Annotated in this window: 19 protein-coding genes and 1 pseudogene; 14 read left to right on the plus strand and 6 right to left on the minus strand. The window is 66.6% G+C overall.

Features of this window, described 5'->3' with window-relative positions; genetic code table 11:
* Positions 1 to 374 precede the first annotated feature (374 nt).
* On the plus strand, positions 375 to 1,397 hold the full coding sequence (locus AC1Q7Q_RS25700) for a fatty acid desaturase (protein WP_492371282.1): 1,023 nt from the start codon (positions 375 to 377) through the stop codon (positions 1,395 to 1,397).
* Between the two features lie 17 nt (positions 1,398 to 1,414).
* On the plus strand, positions 1,415 to 2,242 hold the full coding sequence (locus tag AC1Q7Q_RS25705) for a phosphate/phosphite/phosphonate ABC transporter substrate-binding protein (RefSeq protein WP_492371283.1): 828 nt from the start codon (positions 1,415 to 1,417) through the stop codon (positions 2,240 to 2,242).
* A 378-nt stretch (positions 2,243 to 2,620) separates the two neighbouring features.
* Here AC1Q7Q_RS25705 and AC1Q7Q_RS25710 read toward each other — a convergent pair.
* Positions 2,621 to 4,108: pseudogene (locus AC1Q7Q_RS25710) on the minus strand (carboxylesterase/lipase family protein); the annotation flags it as partial.
* A 334-nt stretch (positions 4,109 to 4,442) separates the two neighbouring features.
* On the opposite strand from AC1Q7Q_RS25710, the gene AC1Q7Q_RS25715 reads away from it, so the two are divergent.
* The 9 genes from AC1Q7Q_RS25715 to AC1Q7Q_RS25755 all read left to right on the plus strand — a co-directional run bounded on the left by AC1Q7Q_RS25715 (position 4,443) and on the right by AC1Q7Q_RS25755 (position 15,855).
* On the plus strand, positions 4,443 to 6,596 hold the full coding sequence (locus AC1Q7Q_RS25715; RefSeq protein ID WP_492371250.1) for a hydantoinase/oxoprolinase family protein: 2,154 nt from the start codon (positions 4,443 to 4,445) through the stop codon (positions 6,594 to 6,596).
* Positions 6,593 to 8,314: a hydantoinase B/oxoprolinase family protein gene (locus AC1Q7Q_RS25720; protein WP_492371251.1), complete on the plus strand. Its 1,722-nt coding sequence runs from the start codon at positions 6,593 to 6,595 to the stop codon at positions 8,312 to 8,314. Before AC1Q7Q_RS25715 ends, AC1Q7Q_RS25720 begins: the two co-directional genes overlap by 4 nt.
* A 101-nt stretch (positions 8,315 to 8,415) precedes the next feature.
* Positions 8,416 to 10,047: an ABC transporter substrate-binding protein gene (locus AC1Q7Q_RS25725; RefSeq protein ID WP_492371252.1), complete on the plus strand. Its 1,632-nt coding sequence runs from the start codon at positions 8,416 to 8,418 to the stop codon at positions 10,045 to 10,047.
* A gap of 23 nt (positions 10,048 to 10,070) precedes the next feature.
* Entirely contained in the window at positions 10,071 to 11,057 is a 987-nt protein-coding gene (locus AC1Q7Q_RS25730; protein ID WP_492371253.1) for an ABC transporter permease, read from the plus strand.
* Between the two features lie 161 nt (positions 11,058 to 11,218).
* Entirely contained in the window at positions 11,219 to 12,049 is an 831-nt protein-coding gene (locus AC1Q7Q_RS25735; protein WP_492371284.1) for an ABC transporter permease, read from the plus strand.
* 88 nt (positions 12,050 to 12,137) lie between these two features.
* The gene (locus AC1Q7Q_RS25740) at positions 12,138 to 13,205 is read left to right on the plus strand and encodes an ABC transporter ATP-binding protein (protein ID WP_492371254.1); all 1,068 of its coding nucleotides are present in this window, start codon (positions 12,138 to 12,140) and stop codon (positions 13,203 to 13,205) included.
* The gene (locus tag AC1Q7Q_RS25745) at positions 13,183 to 13,965 is read left to right on the plus strand and encodes an ATP-binding cassette domain-containing protein (protein ID WP_477134589.1); all 783 of its coding nucleotides are present in this window, start codon (positions 13,183 to 13,185) and stop codon (positions 13,963 to 13,965) included. Before AC1Q7Q_RS25740 ends, AC1Q7Q_RS25745 begins: the two co-directional genes overlap by 23 nt.
* A gap of 130 nt (positions 13,966 to 14,095) precedes the next feature.
* The gene (locus tag AC1Q7Q_RS25750; RefSeq protein WP_492371255.1) at positions 14,096 to 14,968 is read left to right on the plus strand and encodes a transporter substrate-binding domain-containing protein; all 873 of its coding nucleotides are present in this window, start codon (positions 14,096 to 14,098) and stop codon (positions 14,966 to 14,968) included.
* Positions 14,969 to 14,976: 8 nt separating this feature from the next.
* Entirely contained in the window at positions 14,977 to 15,855 is an 879-nt protein-coding gene (locus tag AC1Q7Q_RS25755; protein WP_492371285.1) for a transporter substrate-binding domain-containing protein, read from the plus strand.
* A gap of 122 nt (positions 15,856 to 15,977) precedes the next feature.
* On the opposite strand, the gene pcp is transcribed toward AC1Q7Q_RS25755, so the two are convergent.
* On the minus strand, positions 15,978 to 16,625 hold the full coding sequence (gene pcp, locus AC1Q7Q_RS25760) for a pyroglutamyl-peptidase I (RefSeq protein WP_492371256.1): 648 nt from the start codon (positions 16,623 to 16,625) through the stop codon (positions 15,978 to 15,980).
* Positions 16,626 to 16,722: 97 nt separating this feature from the next.
* On the opposite strand from pcp, the gene AC1Q7Q_RS25765 reads away from it, so the two are divergent.
* The 3 genes from AC1Q7Q_RS25765 (at position 16,723) to AC1Q7Q_RS25775 (ending at position 18,768) form a co-directional block, all read left to right on the plus strand.
* Positions 16,723 to 17,661, plus strand: a complete 939-nt coding sequence (locus AC1Q7Q_RS25765; protein ID WP_492371257.1) for a LysR family transcriptional regulator — start codon at positions 16,723 to 16,725, stop codon at positions 17,659 to 17,661.
* A 265-nt stretch (positions 17,662 to 17,926) separates the two neighbouring features.
* A complete protein-coding gene (locus AC1Q7Q_RS25770) occupies positions 17,927 to 18,256 on the plus strand; it encodes a type II toxin-antitoxin system PrlF family antitoxin (protein ID WP_492371258.1) in 330 nt (109 codons plus the stop codon).
* On the plus strand, positions 18,253 to 18,768 hold the full coding sequence (locus AC1Q7Q_RS25775; RefSeq protein WP_492371259.1) for a type II toxin-antitoxin system YhaV family toxin: 516 nt from the start codon (positions 18,253 to 18,255) through the stop codon (positions 18,766 to 18,768). The genes AC1Q7Q_RS25770 and AC1Q7Q_RS25775 overlap by 4 nt, the downstream gene beginning before the upstream one ends.
* A 31-nt stretch (positions 18,769 to 18,799) precedes the next feature.
* Here the strand turns inward: AC1Q7Q_RS25775 and AC1Q7Q_RS25780 are convergent, their stop codons facing one another.
* From AC1Q7Q_RS25780 to AC1Q7Q_RS25795, 4 genes are all read right to left on the minus strand, one after another.
* Positions 18,800 to 19,096, minus strand: coding sequence for a XapX domain-containing protein (locus tag AC1Q7Q_RS25780; protein WP_492371260.1), 297 nt, complete (start codon positions 19,094 to 19,096; stop codon positions 18,800 to 18,802).
* Positions 19,097 to 19,174: 78 nt separating this feature from the next.
* A complete protein-coding gene (locus AC1Q7Q_RS25785) occupies positions 19,175 to 19,615 on the minus strand; it encodes a DoxX family protein (protein WP_492371261.1) in 441 nt (146 codons plus the stop codon).
* A 42-nt stretch (positions 19,616 to 19,657) separates the two neighbouring features.
* Entirely contained in the window at positions 19,658 to 21,523 is a 1,866-nt protein-coding gene (locus tag AC1Q7Q_RS25790) for an amidohydrolase (RefSeq protein ID WP_492371262.1), read from the minus strand.
* Positions 21,524 to 21,678: 155 nt separating this feature from the next.
* On the minus strand, positions 21,679 to 22,500 hold the full coding sequence (locus AC1Q7Q_RS25795) for an alpha/beta fold hydrolase (protein WP_492371286.1): 822 nt from the start codon (positions 22,498 to 22,500) through the stop codon (positions 21,679 to 21,681).
* Between the last annotated feature and the right edge of the window lie 115 nt (positions 22,501 to 22,615).

Genomic DNA, 22,615 nt, shown 5'->3' on the forward strand with positions numbered 1-22,615 from the left:
TGCGCTAAGTAAACCATTCGCGCATTGCAGCATGGCGCCTCGGCTCTTTCCCACGAATTTTTTTGTAGATGCTTACTCGGTTCCGTGCGTGCGCTCGCTGCAGAAGTAAGCTATCGAACGCCTGCCGAGGCGGTAAACCCGATGCCTGCGGGCCCGGCGAGCACTCCAGCAATAGCAGCGGTTAGCCGGCCCTGCGCTGCGCATATCCTTATCGGCATTCCTTCGTTCCCTTATTTTCCGTCGGCGCTAAGCTGGAGTGACATCCCTCGCGCCGGGAGCCATGCACATGGCGGAGCGCTGGGCGCGGGATGCCCTGGGTGTTCGCATCGCCTCGATTGCCGACCAGCCCGCCACCGATCGACGATGACGAAGCCATGGCAATCTACCTGGATGACATTCAACGCGCCGAGATTGCGCGCGCCTCCCGCCGTTGGTTATGGCGAGCGGAGGCGCCCACCTGGCTGCTGATCGCGGCGGTCTATGGCGGGTGGTTTGGCATTGCCTTCAACGCCACCCGCATCGGCCTGCCGCTGGCTGTTGCGCTGCTGGCCCTTGTCACCGCCTGGTATATGTCTGTGCAGCACGAGTTGCTGCATGGTCATCCGACCCGGCTGGCCTGGTTCAATGCGCTGTTCGGCATGGCGCCGCTGGCGGTATGGTTTCCCTACGGGCTGTATCGCCGCGAACACCTGCGCCATCACGAGGCCGATGATCTCACCCATCCGGGCGCCGATCCGGAGAGCTATTTCATGCTCTCCGGTGACTGGCAGGCGGCCGGTCCGCTAGGGCGGGTGCTGCTGCGCTGTCGCAATACATTGGCGGGGCGTGTGCTGATCGGCCCGGCCTTTGCCATTGCGCAGACTGCGGCCGGCGCAGGGCGCAAGGTGCGCGACGGCGATCTGCGCGACCTGCCGATGTGGCTTGCGCACCTGTTGGCGTTGGGCGCGTTGCTGGCCTGGCTCGACCGCATTTGCGGCATAGCGCCGTGGCTGATGTTGGGCGGCGTGGCCTATCCGGCGCTGTCGCTGTCGGCGGTACGCTCCTTCCAGGAGCACCGTGCCCATGCCTTGCCGGCATGCCGCAGCGTGATAAACGAGGCCGCGTGGCCATGGCGCTTGCTCTTTCTCAACAACAACTATCACCTCGTCCACCATGATCTGCCCGCGGTGCCCTGGTTCGCGCTGGGGCGTATCTATCGTCGTCGCGCGGCCGACTACCAGCGGCGCAGCGGCGGTTTCGTGGTGGATGGCTACGGCGAATGGCTGGCGCGCTTCTCGCTGCGTCCGGCCGCGCCCGTGGTGCATCCGCTGTTTCACGGTCCTGTACGTGACGCGGTGCCCGTTGCAACAGGAAGCGGGCAGGCCAGCAACGATGCCCGTGCGCAACTGGCGGGGTGAACGTGGAAGACCGGCCGATGACCGAACGCAAGCACTGGGTGGCCGCGCTACCCATGTATAACCTGACACCCGCGCTGCATACGGACTGGCTGGCGCTGATCGCACGCGTGGCCGACGTGCTCGCGCGGCAACGCGACCCGCTCCAGCTGAGCATCGTCGAACCCGCCGCGACGGTGGAGGCGCTGCACGACTTCTGGCGCCGGCCGGACCTGCTGCTCTCGCAAACCTGCGGCTATCCGCTGGTGCAGGGCCTGCGGCGCCATGTGCGCATCATTGGCACGCCTCGGTTCAATGCGCCGGGCTGCGACGGCGCCAGCTATACCAGCGCCATCGTGGTGCGCGCCAATGACGGGCCCGCCACGCTCGCCGCATGCCGCGGATTGCGCGCGGCCTACAACGATGAGGGCTCGCACAGCGGCATGAACGCGCTGCGCTACGCGGTGGCGCCGCTGGCGCGGGACGGCCGCTTCTTCTCCGGCACGGTGCGCACCGGCTCGCATCTGGCATCGCTTGACGCCGTGGCCAACGGCGCGGCGGATGTCGCCGCCATCGATTGCGTCACGCTGGCGTTCGCGCGCGATCACCTGCCCGAGCGTCTTGTCGCGCTGCGTCAGATTGGCCGCACCGAGGCCGCCCCCGGACTGCCGCTGGTGTCTTCGCGCCACGCCGCCCCGGCGCATAGCGCGCGCGTTGGCGCGGCGCTGGCCCAGGTGCTTTCCGGCGAGCCGGCACTGGCGCGCCGCTTGCGCTTGCGGGGCATTGCGCGGACCGGACTGGCGCACTACGAGCCGGTGGCGCAGATGGCCCGCGCCGCGGTGGCGGCCGGCTACGCGCGGCTGGTCTGATCGCGGATCAACGCCGCCTGATGCGCGTCGCGCACGCAGGCGCGTTTGCCGGCGCGCGCCGGGCGTCAGTCGCGCGTGAACGACACCGGGACGCTGTACGCGTACAGCGGGATACCCGCAAACGCGGCGCGTGCGCGCGCGGCAGGGTCGCGCCGTGCCTCCCATGACTTGCCCAGCAGCGCGGTGGTGCGCGCCGAGCCGTCGTAAGGCGCCCAGCCCGCTACCACGCCGCTGCCCGGCTTGCCGGTGCGTGCGAACTGCGCCCAGATTGCCCCCCATGTGGTCGCGCACCTCCAGCTGGTCGGCGCTGTCTTGCACCAGAGGCCTCGCCGCGTCCAGCGTGCCGAAGATGAACGGCACCTCCGACGTATGTGCAGCCCCCAGGACGCCGCCGCGCGCCGGCGATTGCCAGTCGAATTCGTAGGCATAGACCGGCGCGCCATTCTGCGCGGCCTTGCGCTCGGCCACGGCCAGCGTCGGCAGGCGGTAGTTGTAGTCGCCGGCAATGCGGATCAGCAGTTCGCTGGGCGTAGCCTTGCCGTCTAGGTCGCGGTAGGCATCGATCAGCCGAGCGGTGCCGGCGTCGTCGAGCTTCAGGAAGCGCTGGATGCGCTGACGCGCCTGGCCGGCGCTCAACGAGAAATTGCGCGGGTCGGCGGCGAGGAAGAACGTGGCCTCCTGCGCGGCATTGCCGATCAGGACCGGAACGTCCGCCGACAGCGGCGATGCCACCGGGTCGAACGGATCGTCGACGAACACCTTGCCGTCCAGCGTGGGCCGGAACTCGCTGACGCCGCCGGCGGCGCCGGACACCTTGGCGAATGCGGCCACCAGTTGCTCCACCGGCAACTGGCGCAGGCGGCCCGCGTTGGCGGCGGTCAAGCCGAACTCACGCAGGAACGCATGCGCGGCGCGTGCCGCCGCATCCGGGCCTGCCAGCTTCCAGGCGCCGGAGCCGCTCTGCACGATGGCCCGCTGGATGTAGCCGCGCGCGGCGGGCAGCCCCAGCAGCGCCGTGACCTTGGCCGCGCCGCCCGACTGGCCGAACACCGTGAGGTTGGCCGGGTCGCCGCCAAACGACTCGGCATTGGCCTTGATCCACTTCAGCGCGGCAAGCTGGTCGAGCGTGCCGAGGTTTCCCGATTCGGCGGACAACTGTTCGGGTTGCTCGCCAGTGAACAGCCCGCCCAACACGTTGAGGCGATGGTTGACGGACACCACCACCACGTCCTGCGATGTCGCCAGATGGCTGCCATCGAAGCCCGCCGACGTGCCGGCTCCGATGGCGAATGCCCCGCCGTGCAGCCACACCAGCACGGGGCGGCGCTGATTGTCACGCAGCGCGGGCGTGAACACCGACAACGACAGGCAGTCCTCGCTCGCCGGAATGCCCGACCAGTACCAGGCGAACTCGACCGGGCTGCCGACTTGCGGCTGCGGCGCGGAAGCACCGCCTTCCAGGGCATCGCGAACGCCTGCCCACGGTTGCCGCGCGACGGGCGGGCGGAAGCGGTTGTCGCCAGCTGTTGTCGCCGCATAGGGCACGCCCTTGAAGACGAACGCGCCGCGCGCACGCGTGCCGCGCAGGCGGCCCGATGTGGTATCGACGACCGGCTCGGCGGTGCCCGATACCGTGGCGCATGCCGACAGCGCGCCCAATGCGGCAAGGCTGGCCCCGGCGCGCGCGGTGCTGAGAAGGAAGATGCGCCGGGAGGTGCGTCGGGAAGTGCGAGAAGCGTTGGGAGAGAAGGGCGGGACGGCGAGAGTCAAGGTGGATTCCAGTGAGCGCCATGGCGGGCAGGCCGGCTTACGCGGACCCGGCACGGCAATAGGCGACGATCCTAGCCGCGCCGCAATGCCTTGCATACGAAGGTTCGCTCATATGGGTATTTGCCGACGTGCGAAGGCCCGGCCGGGGCGCGACATAGTCTCGCGCGCGCGTTGGCGCAAGGATGGATTGCGTCTATCCATAGCCATTGACACAACATAAGCAAGCGCGAAATCCTTCGTTCCGATGTGCCGCCGCGGCCGACTATGCTGCGCGCTGGCTTTCAGCGAAGTCCGGCGCTTGCTCCCTGCCTTCAGGCAGGGGAGATGTATCTATCCAGGGGAAGTTCCCGATGGTCGTCGTTTGTCGAGTGCGCTGCGGCACCCCGCCGCGAGGGCTGAATCCAGATATTCCCACTCCATGAACAACGGCATGCCTGCAGACAACCAGAATTCACATCAGGCGAGCGTGCGGCTCGCTGTCGACGTTGGCGGCACCTTTACCGATACCGTCCTGCTGGCCGGCACGCGCCGCTACACCAGCAAAGTCCTGACAACGCCGGCCGCGCCCGAGAACGGCGTGATCCACGGCGTACAGGACCTCCTGGCCAGCGCCGGGCTCTCGCTGGCTCAAGTCGACCTCTTTATCCTCGGCACCACCCTTGCCACCAACGCGCTGATCGAACGCAAGGGCGCGCGTACCGCGCTGATCACCACGGCGGGATTCCGCGATCTGGTCGAGATCGGCTGGGAGGATCGTTTCGCGCAGTACGACATCTTCCTCGACAAGCCAGCACCGCTGGTGCCGCGCTACCTGCGCTTTGGCGTACCGGAGCGCGTCGACGGCCGCGGCAACACGCTGCTGTCCCTCGACGAGGAGGCCGTGGCCGCGCTGGTGCCGCAGTTCGAGGCGCAGGGCGTGGAAAGCGTGGCCGTCACCTTCCTGCACAGCTATGTGAATCCCGCGCACGAGCAGCGAGTGCGCGCCATCCTGGGCGAGCTGGCACCGCATCTGTGGGTCTCGCTGTCTTCCGACGTGTGCCCGGAGATCCGGGAGTACGAACGTTTGTCCACCACCAGCGCCAATGCCTATGTCCAGCCGCTGGTGGCGGGCTATCTCGGACGCCTGCGCGAGCGCGTGGCCGCGTTGGGCCTGCGCAGTCCGCTCTTCCTGATGACATCGGGCGGCGCCATTACCAATATCGAAGCGGGCATCGCGCAGCCGGTGCGGCTGGTCGAATCCGGTCCCGCCGGGGGCGCCATCCTGTCGCGCCGGGTGGCGGAGCAGGGTGGCATCGGGCGCGCGCTGTCCTTCGACATGGGTGGCACGACCGCCAAGATTTGCTTTATCGACGACTACCAGCCGCAGATCTCGCGTAGTTTCGAATTCGGCCGCATGCACCGGCACCTCAAGGGATCGGGCTTGCCGATCCGCATCCCGGTGATCGAGATGGTGGAGATCGGCGCGGGTGGCGGATCGATCGCCCGCATCGACGCGCTGGGCCGCGTGCAGGTCGGCCCGGATAGTGCCGGTTCCGAGCCCGGCCCGGCCAGCTATGGCTTGGGTGGCAGCGCTGCCACGGTGACCGACGCCAACTGCGTGCTGGGCCTGCTGGATCCGCAGCGCTTTGCCGTGGGCAAGGTGGCGCTGCAGCCGGAGCTCGCGCGTGTTGCGCTTGGCACCGATATCGCGCATGGACTGGGTACGACACCGGAGTTCGCCGCGCTGGCGGTGACCGAGATCGTGACGGAGAACATGGCGAACGCTGCCCGCGTCCATGCCACCGAGCTCGGCAAGACGGTGGAGGACTACACCCTGATCGCGTTTGGCGGCGCCGCGCCGTTGCATGCGGCGGCACTGGCCAGGCGGCTCGGCATCCACCGCGTGATCGTTCCCCAATCCGCCGGGGTGGGGTCGGCGCTGGGTTTCCTGTGGGCACCGATTGCTTATCAGGCGGTGCGCAGCTTTTATCAACGCCTTGACGCCTTCGACGCAGCGGCAGTCAATGCCGTGCTCGGGCAGTTGGCGGCCAGCGCGCGGGATATCGTCAGCCAGGCCGCACCCGGCCAGGCATTGGGCGAACAGCGCCTGGCGTACATGCGCTATGCAGGCCAGGGGCACGAAATTCCCGTGCCCCTGCATGCACAGGTTCTGCGCGCGGCAGATGCGGCGGCGCTGGGCGAGAGCTTCGAGCGTGCCTATGCCGCCCTGTACGGCCGCACCTTGCCCGGCAACCCGGTCGAGATCATCAGCTGGTCGATCAATGTGAGTACCGCGCAGCCGGCGATTGCACGCGCGGGGCAGAGCGTGGCGGCGGGCGCCGCGGCGGTGGCCAGCGGTGGCCAGCGGATCCTGTTCGACGGCGAGCACGGTGCGGGGCGCGAAGTACCGGTGTACGAACGTGCCACGTTGTCCGGCGGCTCGCCGATACACGGCCCCGCGCTGGTGGTGGAGGACGAAACCACGACCGTGGTGCCGGCTGGCTTTGCCTTCTCGCTGGATCCGGATGGGCATCTGGTGCTCGCGGCGTCGATACCTGTCCCGGCCCAAGCGGGCCTTACCGATCTTGTGGAGGTGGCGCAATGAGCCCGGCCAATCCCGTAGTCACCCATGCCGCGCTGCGCGGCACCATCCACGCCCAGTTGATGTGGAACCGGCTGCTGTCGGTCGTGGAGGAGCAGGCGCAGACCCTGATCCGCACGGCCTTTGGCACCTCCACGCGCGAAGCCGGGGATCTATCCGCCGGGGTGTTCCTGCCCGATGGCCGCATGATCGCGCAGGCGGTTACCGGTACGCCGGGGCACGTCAACTCGATGGCCGAATCGGTCAAGCACTTCCTGTTTGCATTTCCCGCCGCAACCATGGCCGAGGGCGATGTCTACCTTACCAACGATCCATGGAAGGGCACCGGCCACCTGTTCGACATGACCATGGTCACGCCGGTGGTGCGCGCGGGCCAGGTGGTGGCGCTGTTCGCCTCGACCCTGCACGTGGTCGATATCGGCGGCATCGGTGCGGGTCCGGATGGCACCCAGGTCTATCACGAAGGCCTGTTCCTGCCGATCCTGAAGCTGTTCGACGCAGGCCAGCCCAATGAAGCCGTGTTCGACATCGTGCGCGCCAACGTGCGCGAGCCGGTGCAGGTGATCGGCGACCTGCATGCGCTGGTTGCCTGCAACGAGATCGGCGGGCGCCGCTTGCGGACGATGATGGATGAGTTCGGACTCGGCGACCTGCATGCGGTGGGCGAGTACATCATCCGCCAGGCCGGCCAGGCCATGACCGCCGCGATCGCCGCGTGGCCCCACGGCACCTGGCACAACAGCATGACCATCGACGGCTATGAAACGCCGATCACCCTGCAGGCCAGCCTGACCATTTCGCCGGACGGCATCGACGTGGACTTCACCGGCTCGTCGCCGGTGGTGGCGCGCGGCATCAATGTGCCCAAGGCCTATACCGACGCCTATACCTCGTTCGGCATCCGTTGCCTGATCGGCGCTGATATTCCCAACAACGCCGGCTCGCTGGCTCCCGTGCGCGTGCATGCGCCCGAAGGTTCGATCCTGAATGCGCCGTTTCCTTGCGCCGTGACCGCGCGCCACATCATCGGCCAGATGCTGCCGGACGTTGTGTTTGGCTGCCTGCGCCAGGCGCGCGCTGGCGTGGTGCCGGCCGAAGGTTCGTCGAGTCTGTGGAATATCCAGCTCTCGGGCGGCCAGCCGCTGGCCGGCGCTGGCGCAGGCGAGCTGCTGCAAGGCCGGCGCTTCGCCATCACCAGTTTCTCCACTGGCGGCACCGGCGCGCGTCCAGGCAAGGACGGGCTGTCCACCACGTCTTTCCCCAGCGGGGTGCGCAATGTGTCGGTGGAAATCCTGGAAACGGTGAGCCCGCTGGTGTTCTGGCGCAAAGAGTACCGTCCGGATTCGGGAGGCGCCGGGCAGCAGCGCGGCGGCCTGGGGCAGGTCATCGAGGTGGCCAACGCCGAAGGTGCGCCCATGGTGCTGGCTGCCGCGTGGGATCGCCTGCTGTTTCCGGCGCGGGGCGCCGATGGCGGCCTGGCCGGCGCGCCCGGCCGGGTCTCGCTTGCCTCTGGCCAGGCCCTGAGGGGAAAGGGCCGGCAACTGGTGCCGGGTGGCGAGCGACTGGTGGTGGAAACGCCAGGCGGCGGTGGCATCGGCAACCCCGCGGCGCGCGATTCGGAGAAACTGGCGGCGGATCTGCGCAACGGCCTGGTCAGCGCCGCGCAGGCGAGCGCCAGCTATGGCCTGGATGCCGCGCCGGGCAATGCCGCATTGGCATGAAGGATTTGCCTCACCTCCCTACGCCGGCTCGCGGCGCTGCCGCCGGCCCGGCGGTGCCCGGCACCGCCATCCATCCGCATTTTCATCAGGATCTCCCACTCATGTCTTCAAAGCCTTCGTTGCCCAAACTGCATGAACGCTTGCTGTCCGGTGTGTTGTCGGCAGTGCTGGTTGTCTCGCTAGGCATTGCCGCGCTGCCGATACCGGTCGCGCACGCCGCGCCCGCGCCAGCTCACGGTGGCACGCTCAACCTCTTGCTCAACTACGAGCCGCCCACGCTGGTGTCGCTTGCCAATGTGGCCACGCCCGCACTCAGCGTCAGTGCCAAGGTGACGGAAGGCCTGCTGGAATACAACTACGACCTGACCCCGCGCCCGCAACTGGCCACCTCGTGGAGCATCAGCCCGGACGGCAAGCAGTACACCTTCCATCTGCGCAAGGGCGTCAAGTGGCACGACGGCAAGGACTTCAGCTCGGCCGATGTCGCGTTCTCGATCCTGCTGCTCAAGAAGGTCCACCCGCGCGGCAGCAGCACCTTCGCCAACGTGACGGAGGTGAAGACCCCCGATCCCTACACCGCGATCATCGTGCTGTCCAGGCCCGCGCCTTACCTGATCAAGGCGCTGGTGGCCACCGAATCACCGATCGTGCCCAAGCACATCTACGAGAACACGGACGCCATCGGCAATCCCAACAACAATGCCCCGATCGGCACCGGCCCCTTCCGTTTCAAGGAATGGGTGCGCGGCAGCCACATCGTCTATGAGCGCAATCCGGACTATTGGGACAAGCCCAAGCCCTACGTGGACCGCGTCGTGGTGAAGTTCATCCCCGATCCGGCCGCGCGCGCCATTGCCTTCGAGACCGGCGCGGTGGACCTGGGCTACCGCACACCGGTACCGCTGTCCGATCTGGCGCGGCTGAAGAAGGTGCCCAAGCTGATGTTCGAGACGAAGGGCAACAGCTACTCCTTCAATGTGACGCGACTGGAGTTCAATCTCGACAATCCGTACTTCAAGAACCTGAAAGTGCGCCAGGCGGTGGCACAGGCCGTCAACCGAGATGTGGTGCTGAACACGGTCTACTACGGCTACGGCACCCGAACCGCATCGCCGATCGCTCCCGGCCTAAGCGCGTTCCACGACAATACGCCCACGCCTTACCCATTCGACACGAAAGCGGCCGACAAGCTGCTGGATGAGGCCGGCTATCCACGCAAAGGCGGCGCTCCGCGCTTTCGCGTCACGCTGGATTACAACCCCATCAGCGAGGACAGCAAGCGCCTGGCCGACTACCTGCGCTCGGCGCTGGGCAAGGTCGGCATCGACGTGACCATCCGCTCGCAAGACCTGCCGGCCTTCGTCAAGCGCATCTATACCGAGCGCGACTACGATTTCACTGTGAATGGCGCGAGCAACCTGTTCGATCCCACCGTCGGCGTGCAGCGTTTGTATTGGTCCAAGAACTTCAAGAAGGGTGTGCCGTTCTCCAACGCAACCCACTACAGCAATCCAGAGGTGGACCGGTTGCTGGAGGACGCCACTTCCGAGATCGACCCCGCCAGGCGGGTGGCGCAGTTCAAGCAGTTCCAGCAGATCGTCGGCAAGGAGGTGCCCGATCTGAACCTCGTGTCGCCGCAGTTCATCACCATCGCCAACACGCGGGTACATGACCATTCGCTGACTGCCGACGGGGTCGAGTCCAACCTCGCCAACGTCTACCTGGACAAATAGTCCGGCCGACCGGGCGCCACACCATGCCAACCTTGCTACGAATCGGATCGGCCCTGCGGCGCACGCTATGGCGCGCGCTGCCCACCGCCCTGGGCGTGATCGTCTTCAACTTCCTGCTGCTGCAGCTGGTGCCCGGCGATGCCGCCGACGTGCTGGCGGGCGAGTCCGGCTCGGCTACCGAGCAGACCATGGCGTTGATACGGGCCCGCTTTGGCCTGGACCAGCCGGTGCTGCACCAGTTGCTGGCCTACCTGGGCCACCTGGCACGCTTCGACCTGGGTTTCTCGCCACGCTACAACATGCCGGTGGCGGACCTGATCCTGGCGCGCCTGCCCAATACGCTGCTGCTGACGGGCGCCGCGCTGTGCATCGCGCTGGCGCTCGGCGTGGCTTGCGGCGCTGCCATGGCCGCGCGCGTGGGCACCTGGGTGGATCGCGCACTCTCGCTCGCGGTGCTGCTGCTGTACTCGGTGCCAGGCTTCTGGATCGGGTTGATGGCAATCGTGCTGTTCTCGGTCCATCTGGGCTGGCTGCCCAGCGAAGGCACCGGCACCATCGGCGCGGAGCTGGGCGGGTGGGCGCGGCTTGGCGACGTGGCCAGCCACCTGGTGCTGCCGGCACTGGCAATGTCGACGTTCTTCATCGCCATCTACGCGCGCCTGACGCGCGCCGCCATGCTCGAGGTACAGCGCCAGGACTTCGTGCGCACCGCTGCTGCCAAAGGGCTGCATCCGCTGCGGGTATCCGTGCGCCACGTGCTGCGCAATGCGCTGATGCCGATCACGACGGTGGCCGGCATGCACTTTGGCGCCTTGTTGGGCGGCACGGTGGTGATCGAGACGGTATTCAGCTGGCCCGGGCTGGGCCGCTTGGCGCTGGAGGCGGTGATGGCGCGGGATTTCAGCGTGCTGCTCGGCGTGCTGTTGCTGTCGTCCTTCTTGGTGGTGCTTGCCAATGTGCTGGTCGACCTCTTGCAAGCATGGCTGGACCCGCGCATCAAGAATGCCTGACGCACCAAGCACGGCATGGCGGGATCGCCGATCAACCGAATCGCGGAGCGCCATACAAGGCGCGTATTGATATGAGTTCCATGTCTTCCTCCGGGCCGGCCGGCGCGGCTGGCACCGCAAACACCACCTCCGTGGACGTATCGCAGGCGGGCACTGCGCGCATGCGCGCGCTGCGCATTTTCCTGCGCAACCCGGCCGCGCTGGGCGGCGTACTGGTGCTGCTGACGATGGTGTCAATGGCCGCGCTCGCCGGCGTGCTGTTTCCCGGCGATCCGCTTGACATGGTGGGCCAGCCCTTCCTGTGGCCCGGCGCAGATCCCGCCTTCCCGTTCGGCACCGACTCGCTCGGCCGCGATGTGCTGGCCGGCATCGTGCACGGGGCGCGCGTGTCGCTGCTGGTGGGGCTGGCGGCGGCGTCGCTGAGCCTGTTGATTGGTATGCTGGTGGGCGCCGTGGCAGGCTACTTCGGGCACGCGGCCGACGCCGTGCTGAGCCGGCTGATCGAGCTGGTGCAGACGGTGCCGAGCTTCTTGCTGGTGATCGTGATCGTGGCCATCGGCAGTCCGTCTGTCACCACCATTGCGCTGGCGATCGGGCTGGCCTCCTGGCCCACGGTGGCGCGCCTGGTGCGCGCCGAGTTCCGTACCCTGCGGGAGGCGGATTTCGTGCTGGCTGCACGCAGCGTGGGCTACCGCAGCAGCCGCATCATCGTTGCCGAGATCCTGCCCAATGCGCTGCCACCGGTGATCGTCACCACCTCGGTCATGGTGGCCAGCGCCATCCTGATCGAATCGGCACTCTCATTCCTGGGCATGGGAGATCCCAATGTCGTGAGCTGGGGCAGCATGATTGGCGCCGGCCGCGAGGTGCTGCGCAGCGCCTGGTACCTGAGCGCGCTGCCGGGGACCGCCATCATCCTGACCGTGCTGGCGCTGAACCTGGTGGGCGATGCACTCAACGATGCGCTCAACCCTCGCCTGCGGTATGACTGAGATATGACTGAGATATGACTGTGACCGATGCCAGAAAGGCCGGCCGTGGCCTTGCCGCCGTGCATGCGGGCGCACTAGGGGAGAGCGCATGAGCGCACTGTTGGAAGTCGAGAAACTGGAGATCCGCTTCGGTACCCAGCCCGTGGTGCATGACCTGAGCTTTGCCATCGAAGCCGGGCAGACCCTCGCGCTGGTGGGCGAATCGGGCTGCGGCAAATCGGCCACCGCGCTGGCACTGATGCAGCTGTTGCCAGCTCCTGGGAGAATCAGCGGGGGGAGCATCCGCTTTGCCGGGCAGTCTTTGCTGGGCTTGCCGCCACCGGCGCTGCGCGACCTGCGGGGGCGCGCCATGTCGATGATTTTCCAGGAACCGATGAGTTCGCTCAATCCGGTGATGCCGGTGGGCCACCAGATTGCCGAAGTGCTGCGCCGGCATCAGGGCTTGTCGCGCCGCGCGGCGCGCGCGCAGGCCATCGAGCTGCTGGACCTGGTGCGTATTCCCGCCCCGGCGCAGCGCGTGGATACCCATGCGCACAATCTGTCGGGCGGCCAGCGCCAGCGCGTGATGATCGCCATGGCGATCGCCTGCAAGCCGCAGCTGCTGATTGCCGACGAGCCCACCACCGCGCTCGATGTGACCATCCAGGCCGAGGTACTGGCCCTGCTGGATACGCTGCGGCGCGAATTGTCGATGGCGTTGCTGCTGATCACCCATGATCTCGGCCTGGTGGAGCAATGGGCCGACCGCGTGGTGGTGATGTACGCCGGTCGAAAGATGGAAGAGGCGCAGGCGGGCGAGCTATTCGCAGCCCCGGCCCACCCATACACGCGCGGCCTGCTCGACGCCTCGCTGCGGCTGGATCAGGGCAGGTTCTATCGCGACACCCGGCTTGCCGAGATTCCCGGCGGCGTGGAGTCCGCGCGGCAGGCTGCTGGCTGCCCCTTCGCGCCGCGCTGCGCGCAGGCGCAGGCGCAGTGCCTGGTACGGCCGCCAAGGCCAGAACCGCTGCGCTCAGCGGTATACGAACAGTCCCGCGTTGCGCCGCCGGGCGCAACGCTGCACCACGTGGCCTGCGGGCCCGCTCACCGCGGTGCCGCGCCAGGCTATTATCAGAGCGAGAAACAGGATTCTCATGCCGCTGTTGTCAGTCATTGATCTGCATACCCGCTACGCCACCCGCGCGGGCGTTACCCATGCGGTAAGGGGTGTGTCCTTTGACATTGCCGCAGGCGAAACCGTGGGGCTGGTAGGCGAGTCCGGCTGCGGAAAATCGACCCTCGGAAAGACGCTGCTGCAACTGGTGCCCGCCACTTCCGGACGCGTGCTGCTCGACGGTGTGGACCTGGGCGCCTTGAAACCGGGGCCGCTACGCGCATTGCGTCCCCGCGTCCAGATGATCTTCCAGGACGCTTACGCGTCCCTCAACCCGCGCCGCAGCGTGCGCGACACGCTGGAGACGATACTGCGTGTGCATGGCGTGTCCAACGCGAGGGAGCGCTTGCGGCAGGTGGCGCTGATGATCGACCGGGTGGGCCTGCCGCTGTCGGCGCTGGGGCGCTATCCTCACGAGTTTTCCGGCGGCCAGCGCCAGCGCATCGGTATCGCGCGCGCCTTGCTGCTGCAGCCCGACCTGGTGGTCTGCGACGAGCCGGTGTCGGCGCTCGATGTGTCGATCCAGGCCCAGATCCTGAACCTGCTGGTTGACTTGAAGCGCGAGTTCGGCCTGGCCTACCTGTTCATTTCGCACGATCTCGCCGTGGTGCGCTATCTGGCTGACCGCGTCATGGTGATGCAGGCGGGGCAGATCGTCGAAAACGCGCCGCAGGAGCAGCTCTGGAATTCTCCGGTGCATCCCTACACGCGCGCACTGATTGCGGCCGAGCCCGCGCCTGCACGCCGGGCGCGCGCGGCCTAGCTAAGCCGGGCGGGGTTCCGGGCCCTACCTGGAGTCGCGCATATCCATATCCGAAACCCTTTCTTGTGATCGTCTGGGCGATCCAGCAAGATCCCCGCTTCCCCTTCACTTGCCTCGGTGCGTAGCCCGCATGAATTCCGTTTTCCGCTTCCCGTTTTTTCCCCAAATCGCAGCCGCCGCCTTGCTTTGCCTGGCGGTGGGCGCCGCCCATGGCGATGCCACGCTCGACAAGATCAAGCAGCGCGGCAGGATCAGCGTCGGCATCGACGGCGCCAGCCCGCCGTTTGGCTTCATGGACACGGCTACCGGCAAGGTTGGCGGCTACCAGACCGACCTGGCGAGCGATATCGCCAAGCGCCTGGGGGTGCAACTGGAGACCGTATCCGTTACCGCCAACACGCGCGTCCAGTTTCTCAATACCGGCAAGGTTGACCTGTTGATCGCCAATATCCAGTGGACACAGGAGCGCAGCGAAATCCTCTCTTTCGCGCCGACGCCTTATGACCTCATCGGTGGCGCCGCCATGGTGGCCAGATCGAGCGGCATCCATCGCTGGGAGGATTTGCGCGGCAAGATCGCGTGCGTATCGCAAGGCAGCAATTTCGCCAGGCCGCTGCAGGAAACCTACGGTGCCATCGTCAAGGGGCTGCGTGGCATTCCCGAATCGTTGCTGGCCCTGAAGGGAGGCTCCTGCGCCGCCTCAGTGCATATCCAGCCGGCGCTCTACCAGACGCTGCATGGCCAGGGCGCTGCCGAATGGAAGGACTATGAGCTTGCCACGCAGGACCAGCTGATCCCGTCACCCACTGTGGTCTGGATGCGGCGCGGCGAGACCGATACGCAGGCGTTCGTCGACCAGGCCATCCGCGACTGGCACCGCTCCGGCCTGCTGCTGCGGACCGCGCGCAAGTATGGCGTGCCGGATGCCTACATCAAGACCCGTAACCAGAAGGCACGGCAGGGCGAATTCGACCATGCGCCCTTCGAGCAATCCAGGAAGTGACATTGCAGATGCTGAAAACCTTGCGTTCCCACTCCCATTCCCGTTTCCCTTTCTGTTTCCGTCTCCCCTCGCGTGGCGTGCGTGCCGCGCTGCTGGCCGGCCTTGCCCTGGTGGCCACTGCCGCGCATGCCGATGCCACGCTCGACAAGATCAGGCAGCGCGGCAAGCTCGTGGTCGGCGTGATCCTGTCCGGCCCGCCCTTCGGCACCATCGACCCGGCCACGCAAAAGCACATTGGCTATAACGTGGAGTTGTCCGAAGGCGTGGCCAGGGGCCTTGGCGTAACACTGGAGACCATCCAGGTGCAGCCTTCGAACCGCGTGCAGTTCCTCCAGCAGGGCAAGGTCGACATCCTGATCGCCAACATGCAATGGACGCAGGAGCGCAGCGAGATCCTGTCCTTCGTGCCCACGCCCTTTGAGGAGGTCGGTGGCGCGGCCATCGCCAGGAAGGGGAGTGGCATCGCCAGGTGGGAAGACACAAAAGGCAAGCCGGTCTGCGTTTCGCAGGGCAGCAACTTCACCAAGCCGCTGGCCGAGCAGTACGGCGCGCAGATCAAGGCTTTCCGCGGCCGGCCGGAGTCGCTGCTGGCGCTCAGGGGCGGCAATTGCGTGGCGGCGGTGCATGTGAGTCCGACGCTGCGCGACCTGGTGGAGAACAACGCCGACTGGAAGGACTACGAGATCGTTTCGCCACGCGACCTGATCCCATCGCCATCGGTGATCTGGGTGCGTAAGGGCGAGACCGATACCCAGGCCGCCATCGACCGCATCGTGCAGGACTGGCATCGCACCGGCTGGCTGATTGCCGTAGAAAAAAAGAACGGCATGACGCCCACGCCGCTGCTGCGCCAGCTGCACGAGAAGTTTCGCAAGACTCCCGCCTGAGGCGAGGCGCACATGGCAGAGAATCGCTACAGCGCAGAAAGCCTGCGCACCCAGGCCGAGACCATCCTGACTCTCGGTGCCGGTCTCTGCGCAGGCTCGGCAATGCCGAGTTCCTGGCCATTTCAGTGCAGCGCGCCCGCGCCTTCTCGGATGTCCTGCTCCACAGCTAGCGTAGTCGCCACTATTACCCGGACGCCGGCAATCAGCGTATCGAGCGCAAGGCTGGGAGCGCCTGGATGGCGCGCCGCCATTTCAGGCAGATAGGGTACGTGGACGAAGCCGCCGCGCAGGCCGGGCCGGCACTCGGCAATGTAGTGCGATAGCCCATAGAAAATCGCGTTGCAGTTGTACGTGCCGGCGGTTTGCGACACCGAGGCGGGCACGCCATGTTGACGGAGTGCGCTGACAATGGCCTTGATCGGCAGGGTGGAGAAATAGGCCGCTGGGCCGTCGCTGACCACCGGTTCGTCGACAGGCTGGCGCCCTTCATTGTCGGGGATCCGTGCATCGACCACATTGATCGCGACGCGCTCTATCGAGATATCGCTGCGGCCGCCGGCCTGTCCGAGGCAAATGACCACGGTCGGATCAAGCTCCTCGATGGCGCGCTGCAGGACCTGGTTCACCTTGCCGATCACGCACGGCAGTTGACGGGCGACGACGCTCGCCCCATCGATGGACTCGCCGTCGAGCGCACGCGCCGCTTCCCATGACGGATTGATTGTTTCGCCATCGAAGGGCTCGATGCCGGTGAGCAAGATCTTGGTCATTGCAGGCTCCAAACCTGGTTAGCTGGTAGATTCGCAAGCATAGATCTGCTGGTATGAATTCTTGAAATGGATAATCAATATCCGTAGTATTGGAATCATGAATTTAGCTTCCATCGACCTGAACCTGCTGGTGGCCTTCGAGGCAGTGTTCGAGACGGGTAATGTCACGCTAGCCGCGCAGCGTTTGCACAGAGCCCAGCCGTCGGTCAGCAACGCGCTGAGCCGCCTGCGCACGCTGTTTCAAGACGAACTGTTCATGCGGACCGCGGCCGGCATGGTGCCTACCGAACGGGCCATGGCCCTGATGCCGTCCATCGGCCAGGCACTGACGCAGATCCGCGAGGTGCTGGACCAGGGCGCCGGCTTCGATCCCGCGACGACCAGGGGCAAGCGCTTCACCATCGCCGCCAGCGACTATGCCGATATTGTGGTCGTGCCACATATATTGGCGCGGCTGCGTCGCCTGGCGCCGCACACCGACCTGCGCGTCGCCAAGCTTGATCGCGCTGCCATCTACAAGCAACTGGATGAAGGCGTGCTGGACATGGCCATCGGCGGCCACCTGGCGCCGCCAAAACGCATGCTTGTCACCCATCTGTATGAGGAGCAATTCGTTTGCATCGCTGACCGCCGCCATCCGCGCCTGCGCCGGCACGCGCTGGATCTGCAGACCTTCATCGAGTTGCCGCATGCGCTGTTCGTGCCGAGCGATGACGGTTCCACCCGCGGCGTGATCGATGAGAACCTGGCCAGGCTGGGAGTCAGGCGACGCGTGGCGGCGACCTTCGCCCACATTATTGCGTTGCCCTATGCCGTGCAGAACACCGACCTCGTCGCAACGCTCGCGCGGCGAGCAGCGTTGCCATTGGCAGGCCGGCAGATCGCGCTGCATGCGCTGCCGCCGGAACTGGGCGAAAACGCGTTCAGCATAGACATGGTCTGCAGCCGCCGCGTGCTGGGTAATGCCGCGCTTGAGTGGCTACGCCGCATCGTCGGCGAAGCGGTGAGCGATATGGAGAGGAAGGACGCGGTCTAGCTGCCGCGCATGCCGCCATGAGCCAGCCCCGCATCCGTCCCGGCCTGGCCTCGGGGATTGCGGATTGTGGGTCCATTCTGGTTCAGGTTCTGGTGGCGCTTCATGGAGAAAAGTGAAGAAAGCGCTATCTCGATGTGGTTGGTAGGCCGTCTCCATCTGGGCTTGGGGGCAGGATGGCACACGTCGGAGGCAATGCGCTTGCACTGACTTGGTAAGGCGATTGCATGACCATGCAAGACATCCACTCCTTTGGCCGGAGAGCCCCATGGCTGCCACCCTCGAAGTCGAATCCAAGCTGACCGACCGCTACCAGACCACGGTGCCGGAGGCCGTGCGCCGCGCCCTGCGGCTGGGCAAGCGCGACAAGATCCACTACACGATCCGCCCCGGCGGCGAGGTCGTGATGACGCGCGCCGAGGCTTCCGAGGGAGACGATCCGGTGCTGGGCAACTTCCTGAGTTTCCTGGTCCGCGACATCGCCAGCCATCCGGAGGGCCTGCAGGCCGTCGATGCCAGTTTTGTGCGGCGCATCCAGTCGCTGGTCGGTGGCATCGAAGTTGATCTTGATGCCGCCCTTTCGGCAGACGATGAATGAGCGCGAGTCAGCCCGCGCCTTTAGTCATCAACGGTTGGACCGTTTTTGCCCATCCCCTGTTTCTTGCTCAGCTTGAGGGGCTGACCCAACAAGTCGAAGCGCTCAAGCAAAGAGACCCAACCGGGTACGTGAAGAAGAACGCCAGCAAGCGGCTGGCGGCGATCACCAGGTTGGCGTTCGAGGTGATCGCGCAGGAGCCGGCACGGCCGGAATACCGGCAGGGCGGCACTCTCGGCGACGATCACAAACATTGGTTCCGGGCCAAGTTCTTTCAACAGTACCGGCTGTTCTTTCGCTACCACGCGCAAAGCAAGGTAATCGTATTTGCCTGGGTTAGCGACGAAGACACCAAGCGCGCCTGCGAGAGCAGCGACGACGCCTACCGCGTATTCCGCAAGATGCAGGAGAGTGGCCACCCTCCGGACGACTGGAATCAGCGACTGGCCGAGGCGCGCGCAGAAGGTCTGCGCTTGCAGCGGATGGCTGCGGGAGCAGCGCAGATGCAGCCTTGAATCGCCGGAAGGCTTGGCTTGTGAGGCGGGCTCAGCGCGAATCGATGGGGCCGCTCGGCGCTGGTGGTATGTCGTTGCGGGCCGCGGCCAAGGTTGCCGGCGGCGGTGCGCCGGTGATCTTGGGTACGCACTCCGTGTGGAACCAGGCGGCGGTGACGGGCTCGCCGGCCAGCATGCGCTTGATTGGCGGCACGACTTGCTCGCCGATCAGCATGCCGAGCAGCCCGATCAGCGCGACCACGGGCGGGGCGGGCGAGCGGACCTGCAGCAAGGCGTAGATGATGCCGACGAGGATGCCGGCGCCAAGCGAAACGATATAGAGCTTCATCGCATTTCCAGTGTTCTGTGTTCAGTGTTCTGTGTTCAGTGTTCAGCGTGGGTTGCCGAGCTCGCGGCATGGCCAGCCTCATGCCGTTTGCCCGGCCGCGCGGCGGCAGAGGTCTTCCCACGCCACCAGTACAAAGCCGCCGACCAGGCCGATATGCTCGAAAAAGGCGTTGGCCATCATGAACTGCTCGGCTGGCGGCGCCGCCCAGAAGCGGTTGGCCAGCAGGGTCGCCAGCAGCGTGAAGACCGCCAGCGCCAGCGCGCCGAGCCAGCGGTAGACGCCACACAGGATCATCAGCGACGCGCCCAGCTCCAGCGCGATCACCGCGGCGGCCAGCGGCGCCGCCGGCGCGAGGCCGAAGTGCTGCATCTCGCCGATGGCGCCGGCGAAGTCCATGGCCTTGACCAGGCCACCTTGCAGGTAGGCGGCGCACAGCGCCAGCAGTGCAAGCCAGCGCAGCCAGGACGGGAGCGGGACGGCGCCCGCCGCGCAAGGGTGGGTGGAGGCAGAAGGGCGCATCTTGGAGTCTCCCTGGCAGGATGCGTGGATCGGACGCGCGTCTCAGAAGGCCCAGCAGGAACAGCCGAGCGCGCCCCAGAATGTGCTTTCGTCCGACGCAGGCACGCCGGCCGTCCACGCGTTCGCATGGCCGTGGCCGTGCACGCCGCAGGCACTGGCGCAGGCGCACGCGGTGTTGAGCGCGAGCGCTTTGGCCTGCGGCCGTGGCTGGTAGCCGCCAGCGTGGCGCACCGGCGACCAGTCCGGCATGGCGGGCGGCAGCGCCGGCGCGAGCTTGTCAAAATCGCCGTCGCCATACACCACCTTGCCGCCCAGCACGGTCATCACCGAGGTGATGTCCTGGATATCGTCTCCGGGCACGCTGAAGTAGTCGGCGGAGAGCACCGCCAGGTCGGCCAGCTGGCCGGCCTTGATCTGGCCCTTCTTGCCTTCCTCGGAGGAGAACCAGGTGTTGGCTTCGGTCCACAGCCGCAGCGCCGTGTCGCGGTCGAGCAGGTTGGCCTGCGGATACATCGACAGCCCGCCCACCGTCTTGCCGGTAGTCAGCCAGTACAGCGACACCCACGGGTTGTATGAGGCCACGCGCGTGGCGTCGGTGCCGGCGCCGACCTTGACGCCGCGCTCGAGCATGCGCTTGATCGGTGGCGTGGCCTCGGCCGCGCGCGCGCCGTAGCGCTCGACGAAATACTCGCCTTGGTAGGCCATGCGGTGTTGCACGGCGATGCCGCCGCCCAGCGCCGCGATGCGGTCGATGTTGCGGTCCGTGATGGTCTCGGCGTGGTCGAAGAACCAGTGCAGGCCGTCGAAGGGCACGTCCTTCGCCACCTTCTCGTAGACATCCAGCGCGCGCGAGATGGTCTCGTTGTAGGTGGCGTGCAGGCGCCAGGGCCAGCGGTTCTCCGCCAGCAGGCGGATCACCGGCTCCAGGTCGCCTTCCATCGACGGCGGCATGTCGGGCCGCTCGACGCGGAAGTCCTCGAAGTCGGCGGCGCTGTAGACCAGCATCTCGCCGGCGCCGTTGTGGCGATACAGGTCGTCGCCCTGGCCAGGCTTGATCTGCTTGGACCAGCCGCTGAAATCGCTGAGCTCGTCCTTGGGCTTCTGCGTGAACAGGTTGTAGGCCAGGCGCACCGTGAGCTGCCCGTCCTTGTGCAGCTCCTCGATGATGTGGTAGTCCTCGGGGTAGTTCTGGTAGCCGCCACCAGCGTCGATGACGCCGGTCACGCCAAGACGGTTCACCTCGCGCATGAAATGGCGCGTGGAGTTCTTCTGGTATTCGGGCGGCAGCTTGGGGCCCTTGGCCAGCGTGGCGTAGAGGATGGTGGCGTTTGGCTTGGCGAGCAGCAGGCCCGTGGGATTGCCGGCCTTGTCGTGCACGATCTCGCCGCCCGGCGGGTTCGGCGTGTCCTTGGTATAGCCCACGGCGCGCAGGGCGGCGCCGTTGAGGATGGCTCGGTCGTACAGGTGCAGGATGAACACAGGCGTATCCGGCGCCGCCGCATTCAGCTCCTCGATGGTGGGCAGGCGTTTTTCGGCGAACTGATGCTCGGTGAAGCCGCCGACCACGCGCACCCACTGCGGAGCGGGCGTGCGCGCCACCTGGTCCTTGAGCATGCGCATGGCATCGGCTAGCGAGCGCACGCCGTCCCAGCGCAGCTCCATGTTGTAGTTCAGCCCGCCGCGAATGATGTGCATGTGGCTGTCGATCAGCCCGGGAATCGCGCGGCGGCCTTGCAGGTCGACCACCTTGGTGGCGGCGCCGGCCAGTTGCATGATCTCGTGCCGGGTGCCGACGGCGATGAACTTGCCGTCGCTGATGGCCACGGCTTCGGCCTGCGGATTGGCGCGGTCGAGCGTGGCGAACTTGCCGTTGACGAGGATGAGCTCGGGCGTGCTGGTTTGGGTCATGGCGAAACTCCGGCCGGCGGCAGCCGCGCCGAGCGCGGCGGCGCCGGCGATGAACTGGCGGCGGGTCAGTGAGACGGAAGGCGAGGAGGACCGGGAGGCATCGGATGAAGACAGGCCGTCCCGGCCTGTCTGCTGGTCGCGAGACGGCGTGTTCATCAGGCCGAGAGGAAGGCCAGCAGGTCGGCGTTGACCTTGTCGGCTTGCACCACGCACATGCCGTGCGAGCCACCCGGGTAGACCTTCAGCGTGGCGTTCTTGACGATCTTGGCGCTGAGCTTGCCCGCATCGTCGATCGGCACGATCTGGTCGTCATCACCGTGCAGGATCAGCGTCGGCACATCAATCTTCTTCAGGTCCTCGGTGTAGTCGACTTCCGAGAATTCCTTGATGCACAGGTACTGGCCCAGGATGCTGCCGGTCATGCCCTGCGCCCAGAACGCATCGATGGTGCCTTGCGAAATCTTGGCGCCGGGACGGTTGAAGCCGAAGAACGGCACCGCCAGATCCTTGAAGAACTGCGAGCGGTTTTCAGCCGTGTTCTTGCGGATGCCGTCGAACACGTCCATCGGCAGGCCGCCGGGGTTGGACGGGGTCTTGACCATGATGGGCGGCACCGCGCCGATCAGCACGGCCTTGGCCACGCGCCTGGTGCCGTGGCGGCCGATGTAGTGGGCCACCTCGCCACCGCCGGTGGAGTGGCCGACCAGCGCCGCACCCTTCAGGTCCAGCGCTTCGATCACCGCTGCCAGGTCGTCGGCATAGGTGTCCATGTCGTTGCCCTTGGCGGGCTGGTCGGAGCGGCCATGGCCACGGCGGTCATGCGCGATCACGCGGAAGCCGTGCTGCACCAGGAACAGCATCTGCGCGTCCCAGGCGTCGGCATTCAACGGCCAGCCGTGCGAGAACACGACCGGGCGGCCGGTGCCCCAGTCCTTGTAGTAGATCCGGGTGCCATCCTTGGTGGTAACGGTGTTCATGCTGCGTGCTCCGGTATGGTGGGATGCGGCGTGGCCCTGCGGCTTGCCGGCGGCAACGGCGGCGGTGCTGCCCAGGGCCGCGAGGGCGGCGGCACCGGCCGTGCTGGCGCCGGAA

The sequence above is a fragment of the Cupriavidus sp. GW823-FHT07A04 genome (genome assembly GCF_058794615.1).

Bases quoted from the DNA above. Each gene is read 5' to 3' on its own strand.
- AC1Q7Q_RS25700 (WP_492371282.1), top strand. From the start codon at position 375: ATGGCAATCTACCTGGATGACATTCAACGCGCCGAGATTGCGCGCGCC.
- AC1Q7Q_RS25705 (WP_492371283.1), top strand. From the start codon at position 1,415: ATGACCGAACGCAAGCACTGGGTGGCCGCGCTACCCATGTATAACCTG.
- AC1Q7Q_RS25715 (WP_492371250.1), top strand. From the start codon at position 4,443: ATGCCTGCAGACAACCAGAATTCACATCAGGCGAGCGTGCGGCTCGCT.
- AC1Q7Q_RS25720 (WP_492371251.1), top strand. From the start codon at position 6,593: ATGAGCCCGGCCAATCCCGTAGTCACCCATGCCGCGCTGCGCGGCACC.
- AC1Q7Q_RS25725 (WP_492371252.1), top strand. From the start codon at position 8,416: ATGTCTTCAAAGCCTTCGTTGCCCAAACTGCATGAACGCTTGCTGTCC.
- AC1Q7Q_RS25730 (WP_492371253.1), top strand. From the start codon at position 10,071: ATGCCAACCTTGCTACGAATCGGATCGGCCCTGCGGCGCACGCTATGG.
- AC1Q7Q_RS25735 (WP_492371284.1), top strand. From the start codon at position 11,219: ATGCGCGCGCTGCGCATTTTCCTGCGCAACCCGGCCGCGCTGGGCGGC.
- AC1Q7Q_RS25740 (WP_492371254.1), top strand. From the start codon at position 12,138: ATGAGCGCACTGTTGGAAGTCGAGAAACTGGAGATCCGCTTCGGTACC.
- AC1Q7Q_RS25745 (WP_477134589.1), top strand. From the start codon at position 13,183: ATGCCGCTGTTGTCAGTCATTGATCTGCATACCCGCTACGCCACCCGC.
- AC1Q7Q_RS25750 (WP_492371255.1), top strand. From the start codon at position 14,096: ATGAATTCCGTTTTCCGCTTCCCGTTTTTTCCCCAAATCGCAGCCGCC.
- AC1Q7Q_RS25755 (WP_492371285.1), top strand. From the start codon at position 14,977: ATGCTGAAAACCTTGCGTTCCCACTCCCATTCCCGTTTCCCTTTCTGT.
- pcp (WP_492371256.1), bottom strand. From the start codon at position 16,625: ATGACCAAGATCTTGCTCACCGGCATCGAGCCCTTCGATGGCGAAACA.
- AC1Q7Q_RS25765 (WP_492371257.1), top strand. From the start codon at position 16,723: ATGAATTTAGCTTCCATCGACCTGAACCTGCTGGTGGCCTTCGAGGCA.
- AC1Q7Q_RS25770 (WP_492371258.1), top strand. From the start codon at position 17,927: ATGGCTGCCACCCTCGAAGTCGAATCCAAGCTGACCGACCGCTACCAG.
- AC1Q7Q_RS25775 (WP_492371259.1), top strand. From the start codon at position 18,253: ATGAGCGCGAGTCAGCCCGCGCCTTTAGTCATCAACGGTTGGACCGTT.
- AC1Q7Q_RS25780 (WP_492371260.1), bottom strand. From the start codon at position 19,096: ATGAAGCTCTATATCGTTTCGCTTGGCGCCGGCATCCTCGTCGGCATC.
- AC1Q7Q_RS25785 (WP_492371261.1), bottom strand. From the start codon at position 19,615: ATGCGCCCTTCTGCCTCCACCCACCCTTGCGCGGCGGGCGCCGTCCCG.
- AC1Q7Q_RS25790 (WP_492371262.1), bottom strand. From the start codon at position 21,523: ATGACCCAAACCAGCACGCCCGAGCTCATCCTCGTCAACGGCAAGTTC.
- AC1Q7Q_RS25795 (WP_492371286.1), bottom strand. From the start codon at position 22,500: ATGAACACCGTTACCACCAAGGATGGCACCCGGATCTACTACAAGGAC.